Source organism: Streptomyces sp. VRA16 Mangrove soil (assembly GCF_017377775.1).
In the GTDB taxonomy this organism is placed as follows: domain Bacteria; phylum Actinomycetota; class Actinomycetes; order Streptomycetales; family Streptomycetaceae; genus Streptomyces.
Genome location: NZ_JAFVLN010000016.1, coordinates 104,020 through 124,919, shown reverse-complemented (window position 1 = coordinate 124,919; position 20,900 = coordinate 104,020). Strand labels below are relative to the sequence as shown.

At 72.2% G+C, this 20,900-nt stretch carries 20 protein-coding genes; 11 read left to right on the top strand and 9 right to left on the bottom strand.

Annotated elements, in window-relative coordinates; genetic code table 11:
• Nucleotides 1-52: 52 nt before the first annotated feature.
• Nucleotides 53-856 carry a nuclease-related domain-containing protein gene (locus J3486_RS33695; RefSeq protein ID WP_207827389.1) on the bottom strand — a complete coding sequence of 268 codons (804 nt, stop codon included), beginning with the start codon at nucleotides 854-856 and terminating at the stop codon, nucleotides 53-55.
• 396 nt (nucleotides 857-1,252) lie between these two features.
• Here J3486_RS33695 and J3486_RS33690 point away from each other — a divergent pair, with 396 nt between their 5' ends.
• From J3486_RS33690 to J3486_RS33665, 6 genes are all read left to right on the top strand, one after another.
• On the top strand, nucleotides 1,253-1,963 hold the full coding sequence (locus J3486_RS33690; RefSeq protein WP_307805039.1) for a hypothetical protein: 711 nt from the start codon (nucleotides 1,253-1,255) through the stop codon (nucleotides 1,961-1,963).
• Nucleotides 1,960-3,291 carry a HAMP domain-containing sensor histidine kinase gene (locus J3486_RS33685; RefSeq protein ID WP_207827385.1) on the top strand — a complete coding sequence of 444 codons (1,332 nt, stop codon included), beginning with the start codon at nucleotides 1,960-1,962 and terminating at the stop codon, nucleotides 3,289-3,291. The genes J3486_RS33690 and J3486_RS33685 overlap by 4 nt, the downstream gene beginning before the upstream one ends.
• A gap of 123 nt (nucleotides 3,292-3,414) precedes the next feature.
• The gene (locus J3486_RS33680) at nucleotides 3,415-3,771 is read left to right on the top strand and encodes an SH3 domain-containing protein (RefSeq protein WP_229379023.1); all 357 of its coding nucleotides are present in this window, start codon (nucleotides 3,415-3,417) and stop codon (nucleotides 3,769-3,771) included.
• A gap of 40 nt (nucleotides 3,772-3,811) precedes the next feature.
• Nucleotides 3,812-5,182 carry an FtsW/RodA/SpoVE family cell cycle protein gene (locus J3486_RS33675; protein WP_207827383.1) on the top strand — a complete coding sequence of 457 codons (1,371 nt, stop codon included), beginning with the start codon at nucleotides 3,812-3,814 and terminating at the stop codon, nucleotides 5,180-5,182.
• Nucleotides 5,179-6,651: a penicillin-binding protein 2 gene (locus J3486_RS33670; protein ID WP_207827381.1), complete on the top strand. Its 1,473-nt coding sequence runs from the start codon at nucleotides 5,179-5,181 to the stop codon at nucleotides 6,649-6,651. The genes J3486_RS33675 and J3486_RS33670 overlap by 4 nt, the downstream gene beginning before the upstream one ends.
• Before the next feature lie 69 nt (nucleotides 6,652-6,720).
• Nucleotides 6,721-7,173: a DUF3291 domain-containing protein gene (locus J3486_RS33665; protein WP_207827379.1), complete on the top strand. Its 453-nt coding sequence runs from the start codon at nucleotides 6,721-6,723 to the stop codon at nucleotides 7,171-7,173.
• Here the strand turns inward: J3486_RS33665 and J3486_RS33660 are convergent.
• Both J3486_RS33660 and J3486_RS33655 read right to left on the bottom strand, forming a co-directional pair.
• Nucleotides 7,154-8,020 carry a hypothetical protein gene (locus J3486_RS33660; protein WP_207827378.1) on the bottom strand — a complete coding sequence of 289 codons (867 nt, stop codon included), beginning with the start codon at nucleotides 8,018-8,020 and terminating at the stop codon, nucleotides 7,154-7,156. The genes J3486_RS33665 and J3486_RS33660 overlap by 20 nt on opposite strands.
• A gap of 10 nt (nucleotides 8,021-8,030) precedes the next feature.
• A complete protein-coding gene (locus J3486_RS33655; protein WP_207827376.1) occupies nucleotides 8,031-8,933 on the bottom strand; it encodes an ADP-ribosylglycohydrolase family protein in 903 nt (300 codons plus the stop codon).
• Between the two features lie 132 nt (nucleotides 8,934-9,065).
• Here J3486_RS33655 and J3486_RS33650 point away from each other — a divergent pair, with 132 nt between their 5' ends.
• Nucleotides 9,066-9,215, top strand: coding sequence for a hypothetical protein (locus J3486_RS33650; protein WP_207827374.1), 150 nt, complete (start codon nucleotides 9,066-9,068; stop codon nucleotides 9,213-9,215).
• Here J3486_RS33650 and J3486_RS33645 read toward each other — a convergent pair.
• The gene (locus J3486_RS33645) at nucleotides 9,212-10,318 is read right to left on the bottom strand and encodes a ferritin-like domain-containing protein (RefSeq protein ID WP_207827372.1); all 1,107 of its coding nucleotides are present in this window, start codon (nucleotides 10,316-10,318) and stop codon (nucleotides 9,212-9,214) included. The two genes, J3486_RS33650 and J3486_RS33645, sit on opposite strands and share 4 nt — an antisense overlap.
• Before the next feature lie 140 nt (nucleotides 10,319-10,458).
• Between J3486_RS33645 and J3486_RS33640 the strand changes: the two genes are divergently transcribed.
• From J3486_RS33640 to J3486_RS33625, 4 genes are all read left to right on the top strand, one after another.
• Complete coding sequence (locus tag J3486_RS33640) at nucleotides 10,459-11,397, top strand: diiron oxygenase (protein ID WP_207827370.1); 939 nt, start codon at nucleotides 10,459-10,461, stop codon at nucleotides 11,395-11,397.
• Nucleotides 11,398-12,081: 684 nt separating this feature from the next.
• A complete protein-coding gene (locus J3486_RS33635; protein WP_207827367.1) occupies nucleotides 12,082-12,807 on the top strand; it encodes a TetR/AcrR family transcriptional regulator in 726 nt (241 codons plus the stop codon).
• Between the two features lie 106 nt (nucleotides 12,808-12,913).
• Nucleotides 12,914-13,273, top strand: a complete 360-nt coding sequence (locus J3486_RS45050; RefSeq protein WP_307805038.1) for a hypothetical protein — start codon at nucleotides 12,914-12,916, stop codon at nucleotides 13,271-13,273.
• Between the two features lie 137 nt (nucleotides 13,274-13,410).
• The gene (locus J3486_RS33625; RefSeq protein ID WP_207827591.1) at nucleotides 13,411-14,547 is read left to right on the top strand and encodes a C40 family peptidase; all 1,137 of its coding nucleotides are present in this window, start codon (nucleotides 13,411-13,413) and stop codon (nucleotides 14,545-14,547) included.
• Between the two features lie 516 nt (nucleotides 14,548-15,063).
• Here J3486_RS33625 and J3486_RS33620 read toward each other — a convergent pair.
• The 5 genes from J3486_RS33620 to J3486_RS33600 are packed head-to-tail and all read right to left on the bottom strand — an operon-like array spanning nucleotide 15,064 to nucleotide 20,601.
• Entirely contained in the window at nucleotides 15,064-16,320 is a 1,257-nt protein-coding gene (locus J3486_RS33620) for a styrene monooxygenase/indole monooxygenase family protein (protein ID WP_207827365.1), read from the bottom strand.
• 34 nt (nucleotides 16,321-16,354) lie between these two features.
• Entirely contained in the window at nucleotides 16,355-16,984 is a 630-nt protein-coding gene (locus tag J3486_RS33615) for an ATP/GTP-binding protein (protein WP_207827364.1), read from the bottom strand.
• Nucleotides 16,965-17,381 carry a DUF742 domain-containing protein gene (locus J3486_RS33610; protein WP_207827362.1) on the bottom strand — a complete coding sequence of 139 codons (417 nt, stop codon included), beginning with the start codon at nucleotides 17,379-17,381 and terminating at the stop codon, nucleotides 16,965-16,967. The genes J3486_RS33615 and J3486_RS33610 overlap by 20 nt, the downstream gene beginning before the upstream one ends.
• Nucleotides 17,378-17,872: a roadblock/LC7 domain-containing protein gene (locus J3486_RS33605; RefSeq protein ID WP_207827360.1), complete on the bottom strand. Its 495-nt coding sequence runs from the start codon at nucleotides 17,870-17,872 to the stop codon at nucleotides 17,378-17,380. The genes J3486_RS33610 and J3486_RS33605 overlap by 4 nt, the downstream gene beginning before the upstream one ends.
• Nucleotides 17,869-20,601 (bottom strand): nitrate- and nitrite sensing domain-containing protein, encoded by a 2,733-nt coding sequence (locus J3486_RS33600; protein ID WP_374194802.1) that lies wholly within the window; start codon nucleotides 20,599-20,601, stop codon nucleotides 17,869-17,871. Before J3486_RS33600 ends, J3486_RS33605 begins: the two co-directional genes overlap by 4 nt.
• Nucleotides 20,602-20,900: the final 299 nt, after the last annotated feature.

The window sequence follows — 20,900 nt, the reverse complement described above, 5'->3', positions numbered from 1 at the left end:
CGCGGGGCGCGACCAGCCGCGACGCGGCCCGCGCCCGCCCGGGCACCCCGCCTCACACCCGGGCCCACGTCCCCCGGTCCCGGGCCATCGCGTGCAGTGCCTCCACGTCCGCCGGCTTCAGCAGGCCGCCGGAGCGGGCGAGCCCCGAGACCTCGGTGTCCGTCAGGACCCGTACGTCCCGTGGCGCGGCCGGCACGTCCACCGATGCGGGCTCCACGAGGACCAGCACCGCCCGCACCTCGGCCGTCAGGGCGAAGGAGGCCCGGGACGCGTCGGCCCGGACCCGGCGCAGCAGCGGCTGGGGTTCGCCGCGGCCCGCGGTGACCACGGGGTCCATGACCCGGACCCGCTGCTTGCGCGCGGGCAGGACGTGCAGCGCGAAGAGCCCTCCGGGGCCGATCAGCAGATGGTGCAGGTGCGAACCGCCGGGCAGCGGCACCGAATGGAGCACCCGCCAGCCGGCCGGTTCCAGACCTTCGAGGACCTCGCCGACCCGCTGCTGCGCGGCGAGCGCCCGGCGGCGCGGGTCGGCGCGCAGCCTGCGCGGCGGCGCGGGGTCCCGGTCGAGCGCGATCACCAGGGCCTCCCCCGGCCGGTTCGGCGCGAGGTCGTCGTCCGGGTGGAGACTGAGCCGGGCCAGCTCCACGGGTGTCGGCACCGGCGGCGGCCCGACCGTGACCTGTCCGGTGAGGAACGGGCCGAGCACCTCAAGGACGGCCTCCCGGCCGGCCTCACTGAGCAGGTTCACCCGGCCCGCCTCGCGGTCGTACCAGGCGACGTTCCTGCCGTCGTCCCCGCATACGTAGAGCCGCTCCTGACCGTGCCGCCAGGTCGGAATGACGCGCAGTTGGCTCATGCCCCATCACCACCCCTCCGACCATGGGAGCAGCAAGAACCGCGCAGGGCAAGAAGCACGCAGGCCCGTCCCGGCGGCGTGCGGCATGTCGTCGGCAGACCTTGGCACGGCCGTTACACAGTCGCCGATTTGCCGTGATGACGGACTTTTACTGTTCAACGCGTCGAACCAGGCGAAGTGCCACCCCGCGCCACCCCACCGGCCGCGCCCGGACCGATGTCCCGCACGGAAGGGATCTCCCGCCGAAAAAGAACGTCCCTGCCCATAAGGTGTATACGTCACCACAGGGTCGTAAGGGGCCGTCGAGGCTCATGAGAGACAGGAGCGTGGAGCGCAGTGAAGCCCAGGCGCCCCGGCCGCCGTTCTCCGGCTGCGGCTCTCGCTCGCGCTCTCGCCGTGCCCGCCGCCGCACTGCTGCTCGCGGGCTGCGGCGAGTCGGGCGGCCTGGAGGACGCGGGCCCGACCCCGACGGCCGTGGGCCCGCGCCAGTTGTGGCCCACGCTGCCGCCCGCGTCCGCCGCGGTGGACGACTACGGGGCGGGCGAGACCGAGAAGGTCAAGGGCGTCTCCGTGCCCGGCGGCGATCTGCACAAGGTCAGCCCGGTGACCATCGTCCGCGCGCAGGCGGCCGCGGACCCCGACACGTACCAGGAGATCGAGAAGGGCCTCGCCACCTGCGGCGATCCGGGCCCCAGGACGGCCGACTGCCCTGTCCTGCACGCCTATTACGCGGATCTGACCGGTGACGGCAAGGACGACATGGTCGTCGGGGTCAAGGCGCCGAAGCAGCAGCTCGTGGTGCGGGTCTACGCGTACGAGGGGGGCACGCTGACCCAGATCATGAACGACGAGGACGCCGTGATCAGTGTCGAACTGGCCGGGCAGAGCGTGGTGGTGCGAGCCGTCGCGGACCTGGCCGGATACGAGTACCGGACCTCGTGGTCGTACGACGTCCACCAGAAGGCGATGCTGCCGACGCGCGACGAGATCGTGCGCACCGGTCCTCCGCAGACGCCGGCCCCGTCCGGGTCCTCGTCGCCGTCCCCGTCGCCATCGCCGTCCCAGTCGCCGTCGGCCGCCCCCGCCCCTTCGCCGAGCGCCTCATGAGACGGCCGCTGCGGCTGCCCTCCTGGACCGCCTCGCTGACCTGGAAGGCGGCCGCGTTCATCACGGTGATGTGCTGCGCGCTCGCCGCGCTGCTCGGCGTCCTCGTGCATGTCTCGGTCACCCATCAGACGGTGGCGGAGGCGCGGGACCGCGCACTGACCCGGCTGGACGAGGCGACGAAGGCGTTCGCGGCCGGGGACCGGCTCGGCCCCGGCGCCCGGGTCGACCCGCCGGAGCTGCCCGCCGAGCTGCACGGCATCGCCGTGCGCGGCCACCGCGGCACGATGCTCGGCAGCCAGGACGGGCTGCCCGTGATGTGGGCGGCGGGCCCCGCGTCGGGCGAGTCGGAGGGGGAGCGAAGCGACTTCCCAGGACGGGCGGCGGCGGGAGACGGGCGGGCTCTCGCCGTGGAGATCGACTACGCGCAGAGCGCGCGCACCATCGACGGGCTGGACAACGCGATCCTCGGCTCGTCCGTCCTCGCCATCGGCGCGACGCTGCTCGTCGGCGCGTTCGCGGTGACCCGGGTGACACGGCGGCTGCACACCACCGCGCGCGTGGCCCGCAAGATCAGCTCCGGGGAGCTGGACGCGCGGGTCAACGACCCGCGGACCAAGGACCCGCAGCGCCATCAGGACGAGGTCGCCGCCGTCGCCGGCGCGCTCGACTCGATGGCCTCCTCGCTGCAGTCCCGCATCCTCACCGAGCAGCGCTTCACGGCCGACGTCGCCCACGAGCTGCGCACCCCGCTGACCGGGCTGCACGCGGCGGCCGAGCTGCTGCCGCCGGGCCGCCCGACCGAGCTGGTCCGCGACCGGGTCGCCGCGCTGCGCACGCTCACCGAGGACCTGCTGGAGATCTCCCGGCTCGACGCCCGCAGCGAGCGCGTGGACCTGGACGACGTCTGGCTCGGCCCGGTCGCCGAGCGGGTGGTGCGCGCGGCGGCCGCGGGGACCGGCACGGAGACGGAGGTCGTGGTCGTACGGGACGTGTGCGTGGTGACCGACCGGCGGCGCCTGGAGCGGGTGCTCGGCAACCTGGTGGCCAACGCGCACCGGCACGGCGCCCCGCCCGTGGTGCTGACGGTCGACGGCCCGGTGATCACCGTGCGGGACCACGGCGACGGCTACCCGGACTACCTGGTGGAGCACGGCCCGCAGCGCTTCCGCACGGAGGGCGGGGCCCGTGGGCACGGGCTCGGCCTGACCATCGCGCTGGGCCAGGCCGAAGTCCTGGGCGCCCGGCTGGCGTTCACGAACGCGACGGACGGCGGGGCGCTGGCGACGCTGAGGCTGCCGTACGAGGAGCCTGTGACCTGGCCCGCGTGAGCCGCCTGGCGGAGCCACCCCACGTGACCTTTTGCGGACGTTACGTAGCACTTTTAGTGTGAATCAAGGCGTATGTCCTACGCCCGCTCCACTCCTGCCACACTCCCTCCCCAAGGAGGCCCCATGAGCACACGGACCGCCGTCATCCGTCTCGGCATAGCCGTCGCCGCGGCAGCCACTCTCGCCGCCACGGCCTCGCCCGCCCTGGCCGAGGACGCCGCCACCGGCGCCCACAACAACCCCCCGATCTACAAGGGCCGCGTCATCGCCAAGTCCGGCCTGAACCTGCGCGACGCCCCCACCCGCGGCAGCCGCATCGTGCGCACCGAGCCGTACAACGCGATCGTCCCGATCTTCTGCAAGACGGGCGGCGACGACGTCGGCGGCAACAACCTCTGGTACCTGCTGACCGACGGCACCTGGGCCTGGGGATCCGCGAAGTACATCAACAACATCGGCGCGGCGCCCCGCTGGTGCTGACATAAGGGCATATCGCCCATTTGCTTGCTACGTTCCCGGCATGACCGGATCAACGGGAACGGCGGAACCCTCTTCCCCGGTCGCCGCGGTGCGCGTCCCCAGGCGCCGGGGCACCGAACTCGCCCTGATCGTGCTCGCCGTGCTGCTCAGCGTCTACGGCTACTGCGACGTGGGGCTGGCGAAGAACGGCTCCGTTCCGCCCGGCGCCGCCGGTTACGGTGCCGGGCTCGGTGTGCTCGCGCTGCTCGCGCACTTCGCGGTCCGCTTCCGCGCCCCGTACGCGGATCCGCTGGTGCTGCCGATCGCCGTGCTCCTCAACGGACTCGGGCTCGTCCTCATCTACCGCCTCGACCTGGAGACCCCGGGCTCCGAGGCGGCGCCGACGCAGTTGGTCTGGTCGACGCTCGGCGTGGGCCTGTTCATCCTCTTCGTGGTCTTCCTGCGCGACCACCGCGCTTTGCAGCGGTACGCGTACATCTGCGTCGTCTCGGCGCTGATCCTGATGATCCTGCCGATCTTCTTCCCCGCCGTGAACGGCGCCCGGATCTGGATCCAGATCGGCGGCTTCTCCATCCAGCCCGGCGAGTTCGCCAAGATCCTGCTCGCCATCTTCTTCGCCAGCTATCTCGCGGCGAACCGCAACGCCCTGCGCTACACCGGAAAGAAGGTCTGGCGGTTCCAGTTCCCGACCATGCGGGTGTTCGCGCCGATCCTCGTGATCTGGCTGCTGAGCGTCGGCGTCCTGGTGCTGGAGACCGATCTCGGTACGTCGCTGCTCTTCTTCGGGCTGTTCATCGTGATGCTCTACGTCGCGACGGGCCGCGGCAGCTGGATCGCGATCGGGCTCGTGCTGGCCGCGGTCGGCGCGGTGCTCGTCGGCTCCTTCGAACCGCATGTGCACAGCCGCGTCGAGGACTGGCTGAACCCCTTCGCCTCCATCGAGGCGGGTGAGGGCGCCAGCCAACTGGCCCAGTCGCTGTTCGCGTTCGCCTGGGGCGGGATGCTCGGCGCGGGGCTCGGCATGGGGCACTCGATCCTGATCGGCTTCGCCGCCAAGTCGGACTTCATCCTGGCGACGGCCGGCGAGGAGCTGGGCCTGGTCGGGCTGACCGCGATCTTCCTGCTCTACGCGCTGCTGGTGGAGCGGGGCTACCGGGCCGGGCTGGCGCTGCGCGACCCGTTCGGCCGACTCCTCTCGATCGGTCTGGCCTCGATCGTCGCGCTCCAGGTCTTCGTCATCGCGGGCGGCGTGATGGGGCTGATCCCGCTGACCGGTATGGCGATGCCGTTCCTCGCGCAGGGCGGCTCGTCCCTCGTCACCAACTGGGTCATCGTCGCGATCCTCGTACGGATCAGTGACTCCGCCCGTGGCTCGCTGCTGCCCGAGGACGCCCTGGAGGCCGCCACGTGACCAAGTACATCCGCCGCGCCTCGGTCTTCTGCCTGATCCTGCTGGTCGCGCTGCTGCTGAACGCGGCCCGCATCCAGGTCTTCGAGGCCCCGTCCCTCGACGACAACTCGGCGAACCGGCGCGAGACCATCCAGCGCTACGACCAGCCGCGCGGCGACATCCTCGTGCAGGGCAAGCCGATCACCGGCTCCGAGGACACCGGCGAGACGTACAAGTACGAGCGGACCTACAAGAACGGGCCGCTGTACTCCCCCGTCACCGGGTACGCCTCGCAGACGTACGGCACGACGTTCGTGGAGAGCGCCGAGGACGACATCCTCTCCGGCACCGACGCGATGCTCTCCACCGTGCCGTTCTGGAACGAGATCTCGCGGTTCCAGAACCCGGGCGGCGACGTCGAGACCACCATCGACGCGGCCGCGCAGAAGGCCGCGTACGACGGGCTCGGCGGCAAGAAGGGCGCGGTCGCCGCCATCGACCCGTCGACCGGGAAGATCCTGGCGCTGGTCTCCACGCCGTCGTACGACCCCGGGGACATCGCGGGCACCAGCCAGTCCGACGTCGACGCCTGGAAGAAGCTGAACGCCTCCGCGAGCCAGCCGATGCTCAACCGGGCGATCCGCGAGACGTATCCGCCGGGCTCCACGTTCAAGATCGTCACCGCGGCGGCGGTCCTGGAGAACAACATCGTCAACGGGATCACCACGGCGACCGACACCCCGTCCCCGTACACCCTGCCGGGCACGACCACGCAGCTGACGAACGAGTCGTCGTCCGACGCCTGCGAGAACGCCACCCTGGAGTACGCGATGCAGGTCTCCTGCAACACCGTGTTCGCCAACCTGGGCGTGCAGGTGGGGCTCGACGGCATGGTGGCGATGGCGCAGAACTTCGGATTCAACGACACCGGGGTCAAGATCCCGATGACGGCCGCCAAGTCGAACTTCGACACGGACATGAACAAGTCGCAGCTGGCGCTCTCCTCCATCGGCCAGTTCGACACGGCGGCCACGCCGCTGCAGATGGCGATGGTCTCGGCGGCCGTCGCCAACGGCGGGACGCTGATGTACCCGCACCTGGTGGAGAAGACGACGAAGAACGACGGCACCACCGTCTCCACCACCGACAACAAGTCCTACAAGCAGGTGATGTCGGCGTACACGGCCTCGCAGCTGCAGCAGATGATGGTCGACGTCGTCACCAAGGGCACCGGCACGAACGCGCGGATCGACGGGGTGACGGTGGGCGGCAAGACCGGCACCGCGCAGAACGGCGTGAACAACAGGGGCACCCCGTACGCCTGGTTCATCTCCTACGCGCAAAGCGCCGACGCGTCCACGCCGCAGGTGGCGGTGGCCGTGGTGGTCGAGGACGCGGAGGCGAACCGGGCGGACATCAGCGGGGGCGGCAGCGCGGCGCCCATCGCCCGGTCGGTGATGGAGGCCGTGCTCAACTCCTCCGGCGGGTGAGAGTGGTCCCCGTACCGGAGTGTGGAATGGCCCTGCTCGCACCGCCCCCGTTCGCCTACGGTCCCGGTCATGACCACGTACGAACTGGCACAAGTCAACATAGGCCGCCTCACCGCACCCCTCGACGCCCCCGAGATCAAGGACTTCACGGACAACCTGGAACCCGTGAACGCGGTGGCCGACGCCTCCGACGGATTCGTCTGGCGGTTGCAGGGTGAGACGGGCGACGCCACCGACATCCGTATCTACGACGACGAGTGGATGCTCGTGAACATGTCGGTGTGGCGCGACGCCGACGCGCTCAAGGCGTTCATGTACGCGGGCACGCACCGCGAACTGCTGTCCCGGCGGCGGGAGTTCTTCCAGCGGCTGAGCGAGGCGGTGACCACGCTGTGGTGGGTGCAGGCCGGGCACCGGCCCACCGTGAAGGAGGCGGAGGAACGGCTCACGCACCTGCGCGAGAACGGTCCGACCGCCTACGCCTTCACCCTGACGAAGACCTTCAGCCCACCGGCTTCCTGATCTCGTCGCGGATCTTGGCGGCCGTCTCGGCGGCCGCCTCCAGGTCGATGTCCTGCGGGTCCGCGGTCGCGGTCTGCGCGGTGACCTCACCGATCGAGGCGCCGGTGTTGCCGTCCACCCAGGCGCACATCGGCATGGTGACCGTGGCGGCCCCGCTGGTCTGCTTGAGGACCTGGCAGGTGATGGTGACGTCGGTGCCGGACGGGTGGAAGTCCCGGGGCTGGACGGCGACGGTGGCGTTGTCGGACTCGGCGCCGCCCTTCATCATGTTGTCGCGCGCCTCGTCGGTGTTCTTGAAGCGCCCGTACATGCCGGAGACGACGAGCACACCCTTGGTCCGGTCCCCGCCCAGCGTGTACTGCCCGATGACCGCCTTGGTGTCACGGGCGTCCCAGGAGCCGTCGGCCTCGTCCTCCAGCGCCTTGCCCTTGGACTGCGACATGTCCTCGGCCAGCTCGTACTTGTCGTCGAGCATCTTCTGCGGCAGCGTCAGCCTGTACTCGGCCTCGGGGAATCCGCTGTCGGACTTCAGGCCGACGTAGGCGAGCGCGCCGAGCCCGAGCACGACGATGCCGACGACACCGGCCACGATCCCGACGATCATCCCGACCCGGCGCTTCGGCGGCGGCGGCGCGCCCCACGGGGCGCCCGGGTACTGCTGCTGCGGGAAGCCGGGGTAGGCCGGGGTCTGCGACTGCTGCCCGTACTGCGGCTGGCCGTAGGGCGCCTGCGGCTGGCCATAGGGGGCCTGCGGCTGGCCATAGGGCGCCTGCGGCTGGCCGTAGGGACCGGGCTGCTGCCCATAGGGGTTCGGCTGCGGCGGCTGGGGCGGAGGTGGCGTGGACACGGCCGAAACGCTACTGCATCGGGGGCTCCCCGGCGGCGGGCAGCGCTTCCCTGCGCCGCAGCCAGCCCTCGGGCGCCGCGTCGGTGCCGGTCCGCGCACCCACCACACCGCCCGCGATCGCGCAGGTGGTGTCGACGTCGCCGAGCCCTTCGGCGGTGGCCCACAGCGCGGCCGACAGATCGCCGGGGTGCCGGGCGGCGCACCACAGGGCGAACGGCACGGTGTCGTCGGCGCGGATCCGCTGCCCGTTGCCGAGCAGGTCGGCGGCGCGCCACGGTGCGGTGCCGGGGTCCAGCGCGGCCGCACGCCCGAGCCCCTCGCGCACGGCGCTGTCGGGGGTCGCGTCGGCGACGGCGCGCAGGGCGAGCTCGCCGCGTGCGGACAGGGCGGCGGCGACGGCCACGGCGACGGCGCCGGCGACGCCCTCCGGGTGGGCGTGGGTGACCCGGGCGGAGCGCTCGGCCTGTTCCCGCACGCGGCCGAGGTCGGCGTGGAACCAGGCCCCCAGCGGGGCGACGCGCATCGCCGCCCCGTTGCCGAGACTGCCCTGGCCGCCGAAGAGCGCGGTCGTCAACTGCGGCCACCGGTCCGGGTGTGCGCGCAGCTCGGGGAGCAGCTGGTGCATTCCGTAGCCGTAGCCGCGCCCCGGGTCGGCGGCGTGCCCGGCGGCGAAGGCGCGGGCCAGCTCGGTCTGGAGCACCTCGCCGTACCGCTCCAGGACCCCGACCACGGCCAGGGCCATCGCGGTGTCGTCGGTCCAGTGCCAGTCGGGTTCGTGCGGGGTGCGCCGGGACCGGATCTCGGCGGCCGCCTGCTGCGGCGCGCGGAAGAGCGGGAACCAGCGCTCCCCGAACGCGTCCCCGAGCGCGAGGGCTTCGAGACTGCGGCGGGCGGCGGCGGGGTCTGCGGTCATGGGGTCGATGATGCGGGTCGAAACGGGTGGGCGCACCGCGATTTCGGAGCCGGGAACTCCGCTGTCCGCCAGGCCCGTTGCCCCCCTCATGGCGATGGTGCCGAGCCTCATGGCGACGACGGCCGGGCGGTCGTGCCGTTCACCCTGGGCGTGCTGCGCCACCTCGTCGTACGGACCGGGCGGCCCGCCCGGGTCCGGCGGATCGTCGCGCGCACGGGCGTGGATCCGGAGGCCGGGACCGCCGCGGTCCGGGCCCCCTCACCCCGGCAGGGCAGACCCTAGTCGGCGGCGCCCGACCTGATCGCCTCGTCCACCTCGGCGACCCGTTCCTGTTCCTCGGCCGCGAAGCGCTCGGCGTCGAGCTGTTCGGCGACCTCCTCGTCCTGGGCCATGAGCAGGTCCAGGTTGGAGTTGCCCATCTCGAAGACGCCCATGTCGACGTAGGCCTGCTGGAGGCGCTTGCCCCACAGGCCGATGTCCTTGACGCACGGGACGATCCGCGAGAACAGCAACTGGCGGAACAGGGCGAGGAACTCGGACTGCTCCGTGTACTCCTCGGCCTTCGCCGCCGGGATGCCAAAGTCCTCCAGGACCTCGACCCCGCGCAGCCGGTCGCGCATCAAGTAGCAGCCCTCGATGACGAATTCCTCGCGCTCGCGCAGTTCCGCCTCGGTGAGCTGCCGGTAGTAGTCGCGCAGCGCCATCCGGCCGAAGGCGACGTGGCGGGCCTCGTCCTGCATCACGTACGCGAGGATCTGCTTGGGCAGCGGCTTGTCCGTGGTGTCGCGGATCATGCCGAACGCGGCGAGGGCGAGCCCTTCGATGAGGACCTGCATGCCGAGGTAGGGCATGTCCCAGCGGGAGTCGCGCAGGGTGTCCCCGAGCAGGGCCTGGAGATTGTCGTTGATCGGGTACAGCATCCCGATCTTCTCGTGGAGGAAGCGGCCGTAGATCTCCGCGTGCCTCGCCTCGTCCATGGTCTGTGTCGCCGAGTAGAACTTGGCGTCGAGGTCGGGCACGGACTCGACGATGCGCGCCGCGCACACCATCGCGCCCTGCTCACCGTGCAGGAACTGGCTGAACTGCCAGGAGGCGTAGTGCTTGCGCAGTTCGCCCTTGTCCTTGTCGGTCATCTTGTCCCAGTACGGGGTTCCGTAGAGGGACATCGACTCGTCGGGGGTGCCCAGAGGGTCGTACGGATCGACTTCGAGGTCCCAGTCGATGCGTGTGGCGCCGTCCCACTGCTTGTCCTTGCCCTTCTGGTACAGGGCCAGCAGGCGGTCGCGTCCGTCGTCGTATTCCCAGCTGAGGCGGGCGGAACTGGCCGACGGTACCTGCCAGTTGGGCTCGTCCACGGCCTTGGTGTACAGCTCATGGGTCGACATACCGGCAGGCTCACACGGTGGTAGACGCGGGGTCAACAAGTCGCACGCAAGGGATTGACGCCCTTGCTGACACGGAGTCTCATAAGAAGAGGGGCGAAAGTAACCACGGGTAACTCTTCTACAGGGATGTGGAGTCGGCGATGACGACCATGCCGGAAGCCGATGCGCTCGAAGGGCTGCGGGACGCGCTCGGTCTGCTCAAGGACCGGGAGCAGGTGGCCGAGCGGCTGCTCGACTCTTCCGCCAAGCACTCCTTCGACCCGGACAAGGAGCTCGACTGGGACGCTCCGTTCGAGCCGGGCAAGTGGTTCTGGCCGCCGGAGCTGGTGTCGCTCTACGACACCCCGCTGTGGAAGAAGATGAGCGAGGAGCAGCGCATCGCGCTCTCCCAGCACGAGGCGGCGGCGCTCGCCTCGCTCGGCATCTGGTTCGAGCTGATCCTGATGCAGCTGCTCGTCCGGCACGTCTACGACAAGGCGGCGACGAGCGCGCACGTCCGGTACGCCCTCACGGAGATCGAGGACGAGTGCCGGCACTCGAAGATGTTCGCCCGCCTGATCACGCACGGCGGCACCCCGCACTACCCGGTGGCGCCGGTCCACCACAATCTGGGCCGCCTCTTCAAGACGATCTCGACGACCCCGGGTTCGTTCACGGCGACGCTGCTCGGCGAGGAGATCCTCGACTGGATGCAGCGCCTGACGTTCCCTGACGAGCGCGTCCAGACGCTGGTCCGCGGCGTCACGCGCATCCACGTCGTCGAGGAGGCGCGTCATGTCCGTTACGCGCGCGAGGAGTTGCGCCGTCAGATGGTGACGGCCCCGAAGTGGTCCCAGGAGTTCACCCGACTGACCTCGGGCGAGTTCGCCCGCGTCTTCTCGGTGGCGTTCATCAACCCCGACGTGTACGTCAATGTGGGCCTCGACAGGAAGGAGGCCATGGCCCAGGTCAAGGCCTCCGGCCATCGCCGGGAGATCATGCAGACCGGGGCGAAGCGGTTGACCGACTTCCTGGACGACATCGGGGTGCTGCGGGGTGCCGGCCGCCGGCTGTGGAAGTCGTCGGGGCTGCTGGCCTGACACCGGCCCCGGGGGCCCCGGGGGCCCCGGCCCCGACGGGCCGCCTCGGGCGATCCACCGTCGCCCTGCCGCCCCCGCCTCGGGCGACCTGCCGCCGCCCCGCCCCCGCCTCGGGCGACCTGCCGCCACTCCGCCCCCGCCGCCTCGAGCGACCTGCCGCCGCTCCGCCCCGCCGCCTCGGGCGATCTGCCGCCGCTCCGCCCTCGCCTTGGGCAATCTGCCGCCGCTCCGCCCCCGCCTTGGGCAATCTGCCGCCTTGGGCGGCAGGGTGGGCAAGGCGGCGCCCCGGCGCGGGGCGAGCGCTCCTGGGCGGCCTCCAGCTCGGCCCGGCCCCGCCATCGCCGAGTGCGGCTCCGGTGGGGGCTGGTCGCGCAGTTCCCCGCGCCCCTGACGGGGCACATCTCGCCCCGGCGCGGGGCGGGCGCTCCCGGGCGGACTCCCGCTGGGTCCCGCCGCGCCATCGCCGAGTGCGGCTCCGGTGAGGGCTGGTCGCGCAGTTCCCCGCGCCCCTGACGGGGCACATCTCGCCGGCGCCCTGGGCAGCACCCCGGCGCGGGGCGGGCGCTCCCGGGCGGCCTCCGGCTCGGTCCCGGCCGCGCTCTCGCCGGTCGCGCCCGCGCGGCGGAACCGCACATCGGCACAGCTCCGCGCCCCGGCAGGGCGGCGCCGGTTACGCTGCCGGACATGACCTCGGCAACCGGCACGCCCGCCTACAGAAGGCTCAGCGTCGAGGAGCGGCGCAAGCAACTGCTCGAAGCGGCCCTGTCGTTGTTCGCGCACCGGGCCCCCGAAGAGGTCTCGCTCGACGACGTGGCGGAGGCCGCGGGCGTCTCCCGCCCCCTCGTCTACCGCTACTTCCCCGGCGGCAAGCAGCAGCTGTACGAGGCCGCACTGCGCTCCGCCGCGGACGAACTGGAGCAGTGCTTCGCCGAGCCCCCCGAGGGCTCGCTCACCGCCCGGCTGACCCGCGCCCTCGACCGCTATCTCGCCTTCGTCGACCAGCACGACATGGGCTTCGCGGCGCTGCTCCAGGGCGGCAGCGTCGTGGAGACCTCGCGGACCACGGCGATCGTGGACGAGGTGCGGCGGGCCGCGGCCGACCACATCCTGGACCACCTCGGCCAGGCCGAACCGGGCCCGCGCCTGCGGATGACCGTCCGGATGTGGATCACCGCGGTGGAGGCGGCCTCCCTGATCTGGCTCGACGAGGAGAAGCACCCGCCGCTGGAGGAGCTGCGGGACGGGCTGGTCGACCAGTTCATGGCGGTGCTCGTGGCCACCGCGGCCCGGGACACCCAGACCGCGGACGTCGTCCGCCACGCCCTCACCCTGGAGACCCCGGACGGTCCGGTCGGCGAGCTGGCACGGCGGGTGCTGCCCGTGGTGAGTGACGCGGCGCATCTGTTGTGACCACGGACGGCACTGCCACCCTCCAGGTCCACGAGACCGTCGCCGTCCCCGGGTACCTGACGGATCTCCTGGAGCCGTGACGGCGCCCACCGGGGACACTGGTGAGGTGAAGAGCGAAGACATCCCGTTCGTCGGTGGCCCCCTCGACGGGCGCAGCCTGCCCGTCCTGGTCACCGCCACCGGCAATCCGCCCAAGGTCTACAAGGTCCCGGTGCCGGATCCCGACGGCGGGACCGGCACCGTGCTCGTGTACGTGCGCGAGCCCGTGCCCGGCGGCAAGGCCGTGCAGCTCGTGAAGTGGCAGTACGCGTATCGGCCTGACGGCAAGGTCGAGCGGTCCGTGAAGTGGCCGTGGTCGAAGAAGGACGGGCAGGACCGGAAGGGCGAGGAAGTAGAGGAAGCAGGGGACCGCCCGGAGAGCGGGGAGAGCGCGGGGAGCGGGGAGGGCACGGGCGCCTCCGCGTAAAGGCGGCTCGCCGCGCGGCCCCCTCAAGGGATGCAGGTGTTGGGCCGATTCGCGCAGCCTTCCATGCGGACGGAGTGCCGCCGGTTCATGTTCACGGTGCGGGCCGGTACCGGGCCGCCCGCACCGGAGGTGACGTGGTGTCAGGCAGGTTGTTGCGGTGGGTGTGCACGGCGGCCGTCGCGGGGGCGCTGCTCGCGCCGGGGCCTGCGGGCGCGGCGCCCGAGCCGGGGCCCGACGGGGAGAACCGTTCCGTCGCCGAACTCCTGACGGAGCTTCAGGGGCTGTACCGCCAGGCCGAGGAGGCCACGGAGGCGTACAACACGACGGCCGAGGAGCTCAAGGGGCGCCGCAAGGAGGCCGACGCCCTGGACGGGAAGCTGGCGAAGGCGCGCGGCGCGCTGTACCGCAGCCGGCTCGCGGCGGGGCGGCTCGCCCGGCAGCAGTACCAGGGGCGCAGTGAGATCTCCCCCTACGTACAGCTGCTGCTGGCCCGCGATCCACAGCACGCCGTCGACCAGGGACATGTGATCCGGCGGGCCCAGCGCGAGCAGGAGGCGACCGTGGACCGCCTGGTGCGCGGGGAGAAGCAGGCCGACGAGCTGGCGACGCGGGCGCAGGGCGCGCTCGACGAGCAGTTGCAGCTCGCCGACCGGCAGAAGAAGGACCGGGACACGGTGCAGGCCCGCCTGAAGGAGGTCGAGGAGCTGCTGGCCTCGCTCAGCGCGGAGCAGCTCGCGCAGCTGACGCGTCTTGAGGACGCCGGGACGGCCGACGCGCAGCGGGCGTTCATGGCGTCGGGGGCGCTCAGTTCGGCGGGGCGGGCGCCGTCGAAGGCCGGGGACGCGGCGCTCGCGTACGCGGTCCGGCAGATCGGGAAGCCGTATGTGTGGGGCGCCGAGGGGCCCGCGTCCTTCGACTGTTCGGGGCTGACGTCGCAGGCGTGGGCGCGTGCGGGGCGGGTGATTCCGCGGACGTCGCAGGAGCAGTGGGCGCGGTTGCCGCGCGTGCCGTTGAGTGAGCTGCGGCCCGGGGACCTCGTCGTGTACTTCCCGAAGGCGACGCATGTGGCGATGTACCTCGGGGACGGGATGGTGGTGCAGGCGCCGCGGCCCGGGGCGCGGGTGAAGGTGTCGCCGATCGCCGCGAATCCGTTGCTCGGGGCGGTGCGGCCGGATCCGGGGGCGGTGGCGATGTCCGGGTACCGGGCGCCTGTCTTGCCTCCGGATGCCCTGTCGGGCCAGGACACGGGCTACGCCGCCGGCTCGGCCCCGTAGGGGGCGCGGGGCGGCGTGCGCCGAGGCCGTGGCGGAGCCGCGCGCCTCCAGAAACGCGGGGCCCCGTGCGCCGAGACCGCAACGCAGCCACGCGCCTCCAGAAACGCGGAGCCCCCTGCGACGAGACCGCAACGCAGCCACGCGCCTCCAGGGGGCGCGGAGCCCCCTGCGACGAGACCGCGACGCAGCCACGTACCTCCAGGGGGCGCGGAGCCCCGTGTGATGAGGCCGTGGCGGAGCCACGCGCCTCCAGGGGCGCGGGGAACTGCGCGACCAGCCCCCACCGGGCCCGCACCCGGCGATGGCGGGGCCGGGCCGAGCTGGAGGCCGGTTGGAGCGCTCACCCCGCGCCGGGGTGCCGCCTTGCCCACCCTGCCGCCCATGGCGGCAGATTGCCCAAGGCGGCCGGGGCGGGCGGCGGCGGACCGCCCAAGGTGGCGCGGGCGACCGGCGGCGGACCGTCCTAGGCGGCGGAGGCCCGACAGATTGCCCAAGGCGGCCGGGGTCGGCCGGGGGTCAGGCGGGGGTGAGGGAGGAGAGGTAGGCGCCCGTCTTCTCCGGGTCGTAGAAGAAGTTCTCGAAGTCCGCCGGGTTGTTGAAGCCGTTCGCGAAGCGGTCGGCGACGGGCTGGAGCTGGCCGGCCGCGCCGATCAGGTTGAGGACGTGCTCCGGCGGAGCCTGGAGCATGGTGTTCGTCCACTTGGTGACGTGCTGCGCGGTGTCCCAGTAACGGTCGAACGCGGACTGCATCCACTCCTCGTCGAACGGCTTGTCCCCGTGCTCGACGATCGCGGCGAGGTACGCCGCCGCGCACTTGGACGCCGAGTTGGAGCCCTGGCCGGTGATCGGGTCGTTGGCGACGACCACGTCGGCGACGCCGAGGACCGAGCCACCGGAGGGGAGACGCCCGATGGGGTTGCGGACCGTCGGGGCGTACCGGCCGGCCAGCGTGCCGTTGGCGTCGGTCAGTTCAACCTTCGTGGCGCGCGCGTACTCCCACGGCGTGAACTTCTCCATCAGCTCCAGCGTGAGCGCCAGGTGCTCGGAGGGGTTCTTGATGTCGCGGAAGGCGTCGAGCGGGCCGCCCGGGATGCCCTCCCAGAAGAGGATGTCGGCGCGGCCGGAGGTGGTCAGCGTCGGCATGACGAAGAGCTCGCCGACACCGGGGACCAGGTTGCAGCGGACCGCGTCGAAGTCGGGGTGCTCGGGGCGCGGGCCGAGCCCGTGGACGTAGGCGACGGCGAGCGCGCGCTGCGGCTCGCTGTACGGGGAGCGCTCCGGGTCGCGGGAGAACATGGAGACCAGCTCGCCCTTGCCGGCCGAGACCAGCACCAGGTCGTAGGTACGGGAGAAATAGTCGAGGTCGGAGACCGCCGCGCCGTGGATGACCAGCTGGCCGCCGCGCTGCGCGAACGTCTCCATCCAGCCCGCCATCTTCACGCGCTGGTCGACGGACTGGGCGAAGCCGTCGAGCTTGCCCACCCAGTCGATGGCGCGCTGCGTCGGGCCCGGGTCGTGCGAGCCGGGCGCGGCGACCGAGACGCCGAGGCCCTCGATCCGGGGGGCCTGGGTCTCCCAGAAGTTGAGCTGCAGATCGCGCTCGTGCTGCAGCGCCGTGTCGAACATGCACTGCGTCGACATGACCCGGCCGGAGCGGATCTCGTCGGCGGTGCGGTTGGACATCAGCGTGACCTCGTAGCCGTGGGACTGGAGCCCCAGGGCGAGCTGGAGACCGGACTGGCCGGCTCCGACGACGAGTATCTTCCGTGACATGGGTGGCCTCTAACTTGCTTATGAAGAAGGGGAGTTATACGGGGGTGGCGTCGAGGGCGTGGGCGACCAGGGAGAGCAGCGTCTCGATCACCGAGATCCGGCGCCGCGCGTCCATGATCAGAACCGGCACGTGCGGGGGCACGGTGAGCGCCTCGCGCACGTCGGTCGCGTCGAACTCCTCGGTCCCGTCGAAGTGGTTGACGGCGACGACGTACGGCAGCCCGCAGCTCTCGAAGTAGTCGAGGGCCGGGAAGCAGTCCGACAGGCGCCGGGTGTCGGCGAGCACGACCGCGCCGATCGCGCCGCGCACCAGGTCGTCCCACATGAACCAGAACCGCTGCTGGCCCGGCGTGCCGAACAGGTAGAGCACCAGGTCGTCGTCGAGCGTGATGCGGCCGAAGTCCATGGCGACGGTGGTGGTCGTCTTGTCCGGCGTGGCCGTCAGATCGTCGGTGTCCTCGCTCGCCTGCGTCATCAGCGCCTCCGTCTGGAGGGGCTGGATCTCGGAGACGGCGGTCACCAGGGTCGTCTTGCCCACGCCGAAACCGCCCGCGACCACGATCTTCGTGGCGATGGGGGCCCGGCTCTTGTCGGTCTGCCAGGCCTGCAACTGCTCCTCTTCGACGGGGAGTCCATCGAGGAGTTCAGAGACGGCGGAGTCCACTCAGCACCCTTTCGAGCAGCGCGCGGTCCGGCTGTCCCGGGCCGTGACCGGTTCCGTACACACGGATCTTTCCCTGGTCGGCGAGGTCGCTCAGGAGCACGCGGACCACGCCCAGGGGCATTTTCAGGAGCGCGGCGATCTCGGCGACCGTGCGCATGCGGCGGCACAGTTCGACGATGGCGCGCATCTCCGGCATCACGCCCGCGAGCGTGCCCTTGCCGAGCTCGAGGCGCTCGTCCGGCGCTTCGAGAGCCGCGACGAACGTCTCGACGAGGAGGACGTGCCCGAAGCGGGTGCGGCCTCCGGTCAGGGAGTAGGGGCGTACGCGGGCGGGTTTGCGGTCACCGCCGCGTACGGGGAGTTTGCTCGGGGCGGGGCCCGTACTGCCGGGTGTCATCGGGTGCTCTCCATCGACTGGCGCAGCTCGCTGCGGAGTTCGGGCGTCAGGACGTGCCCGGCACGGCCGACGAAGAGCGCCATGTGGTAGGCGATGACGCTCATGTCGCAGTCCGGGGTGGCGTGCACGCCGAGCAGGGAACCGTCGCTGATGGACATGACGAAGAGGCTGCCCTCCTCCATCGCGACCATGGTCTGCTTGACGCCTCCGCCGTCCATCAGCTTGGCGGCGCCGATGGTGAGGCTGCCGACGCCGGACACGATCGTGGCCAGGTCGGCGCTGGAGCCCTTGGGGCCGCCGCTGTGGTCGGTGGCCCCCTGCTGCCGGCTGTGGCCCGGGTCGGAGGAGAGCAGGAGCAGCCCGTCGGACGAGACGACCGCGACGGAGAGGAGTCCTGGCACCTCCTCCACCAGGTTGGTCAGCAGCCAGTGCAGATTGCGTGCTGCGGAACTCAGTGCAGGGTTGTTGAGTGCAGGGGTGGGCGCAGTCAACTGCTTGCCTCCTCGGCTGTGTCCCCCTTGGCTTCTCCAATACGTGCTGTGGTGTCGGCGATCTCGGCCTCCACGTCGCGCCGCCCCTCCTGGGCGCCCCGGTGGAAGCCGCCGAGCCGACGGCGCAGCGCCTCCGCGTCGACGGAGCCGGTGCGCGGCTTCGGAGCGGGGGCGGGAGCGGCGATCTTCGGAGTCCGCTTGGGCAGGCCCTTGTCCGTCAGGCGCTCCCGCTGGGGGGCGCGCTGGGCGGGCATGTCCTCGCTGCGAGCGGTGCCCGCGTCGGGCGTGCGCTCGTGGGAGTCGGGCTCGGGAGCGGGGGCCGGCGCACGCACGGGCAGGGGGGCGGGGACCGCCGGTGCGGCCGTCGCCTCCGGGACGGTGCGCTGGGGGTCCGGGACGGTGCGCTGGGGCTCCGGCTGGGCCGGCTCCGGCGGTACCGGCGCGACCAGCTCCATCGTCGTCTCGGACTCGGACTCGGACTCGGACTCGGACTCGGAGACAGGCGCGGGCTCGACCGCAGGCGCCGCTTCCTCCTCGGCCACGGCCTCCGCCTCCGCCACGCGTACGGCCTCTTCCGCGGCCTCGATCAGCGGATCACCCGACGACGGCTCCGGCGTCGAACGGCCCGCCAGGACGTTGGAGTTGGCCTCCGCCTCGGAGCCGGGCAGATGCACGGCGGGCGCACCGCCCGGGACCACCACGGCGGGCGGCACCGACGCGGCGGGCGCGGCGGCGAGCAGCGCGGTGGGCAGGACGGCGACGGCGGCGATGCCGCCCTGCTTCTGCTCCCGCAGCCGGACCCGGATCCCGTGCCGCGCCGCGAGCCGCGCGACGACGTACAGGCCGAGTCCGAGGCCGTCGGTGTCCTCCGGGTCGTGGGCCTGCTCGGGGCTGAACGCGGCGAGCCGGTTGTTCAGCTCCCGCATCCGGTCCTCGGCCATGCCGATGCCCTCGTCCTGGACGGAGAGCATGACCTCGCCGTTCTCCAGGAGCCAGCCGGAGACCTCGACGGCGGCGTCCGGCGGCGAGAACGACGTGGCGTTCTCCAGGAGTTCGGCCACGAGGTGGCTGAGGTCGTCGGCGGCGAACCCGGCGATGTGGGCGTGCGGCGGCAGCGCGGCGATGCGCACCCGCTCGTACCGCTCGATCTCGGAGACGGCGGCGCGCGCCACGTCGACGAGCGGCACGCTGCCCGCGTGCTGCTGGCCGTGCTCGGCGCCCGCGAGGACCAGCAGGTTCTCGCTGTGACGCCGCATGACGGTGGCGAAGTGGTCGAGCTTGAAGAGGGTGCTGAGGCGCTCGGGGTCCTGCTCGCGCTCCTCCAGGCCCTCGATGACGCCGAGCTGGCGCTCGACGAGGCCGAGGGTGCGCAGGGCGAGGTTGACGAACGTGCCGTGTATCGCGCCCTTGGCGCGCTCCAGCTGGGAGGCCGCGTTGGCGAGCTCGGCGCGCAGCGCGTCCCGGTCGTCGGCCATCCGCTGCCGCTCGCCGATCAGGTGCCGGCGGTCGGACTCCAGGGTGGTGACGCGCTCGTGGAGGGCGAGGACGTGCGCGTGCAGGGCGTTGACGGAGCGGACGACCTGGGCGAACTCGTCGTTGCGCCCGGTGAACTTGACCGGTTCCTCGGTCGTGGGCGTCTCCGCGAGCCGGGCGGAGCCGATCCGCAGCACGGCGAGCGGCCGGGTCAGCGAGCGGGCGGTGCCCATGGCCACGCCGACGGCGGCCAGCAGCAGGACGCCGACCAGGGCGATCCTGATCTCCAGGGCCGTCACGTCGTCGTCACGGAGCTGTTCGAGGCTCTTGAGCCGCTGGTCGCCGAGGGCCGACTCGGTGCCGCGCATCAGATCGATACGGGAGGTCAGCGCGGCGTCCATGCCGTCCACGGTCTTCTTGCTGTAGCCGAGCTCGGCGTCCGACAGGGTCGGGGCGTCGGTGAGCCGCTCCAGGTACGTCTCGGCCTTGGTGACGTCGGGTCCGGTGACCGTCGAGTCGTACGCGTCCACGGACGCCTTCGGGGCGGCTTCGTGGAAGTCGTCGAGGGCGGCCTGCTCGCGGACCCGGGCCTGCAGGGCGGCGGCGCTGAGCTCGTCGCGCCGCTTGCGGTCGGCGGAGGACTCGCCGCTGGTGGTCGCGAGGCCGGTGATCGGGTCGACGACGGTCCTCGGCTTCGGCACGGAGAAGGCGGCGAGCAGCAGCCCGCGTGCGGCGGAGGCCTGGTCGACCGCGCGGTCCAGATCGGCGAGGGAGCGGGCGCCCGCGCCGGCCCGCACCGGGATCCGGTCGGCCAGTTCCTCGGCCTGCCGGTGCAGTTCGGCGATGGTGTCGGAGTACGCGGTGTGCGCCTCCAGCGCGGACTCCTTGCCGGTGAGCGCGGCGCGGCGGACGGCGGCGACCTCGCCGAGGGTGCTCTTGAGGGCCCCGGTGGCCTCGGTGCGCAGCTCCTCCACCTGTCGGTCGACGCGTGCGCTGCGTCCCTCGCTCAGCCCCTGGCCCTCGGGCCGGCCGGCGGCGATGAAGGCGGTGACCTCGTCCCGCTCGTCGGCGAGCGCGTGCGAGAGGGCGAGCGCCTGCTGGGTGAGCGCGGCGTCGTCGACGAGTGTCTGGGAGTCCCCCACCTGGGAGGAGGCGGCCAGCACGGCGGGCGCTCCGGCTCCGGCGACGGCGGCGGCGACCACGGCGACGGCGACGATCAGCCGGTTGCGCACGCGCTTCCGCTTGCCGCGGGGCACCTCGGGAAGGGGCGCGGGGAGCGGCGCGCTCGGCCCGCGAGAACCATCAGAGGCCGAAGGACCCGCGACCACCCCGGACGGCACGCCACTCTCCGGCGAGCCCGAACCGTCCGACTCGCCCAACCCAGTGGACCCGTTCCCGCCGGAGGTGTTCCGCACTGATGCTCACATTCCTGACTCGTCCTACCCATGGGCCCAAGTGACATCCCGTCAACACACGGGCCCCTCTGGCATGGCTCCTGACCATTCCAGTGCCGGTGGGCAGGGGGCGCACATCACCTCGCCCGCCACCCGAAGGA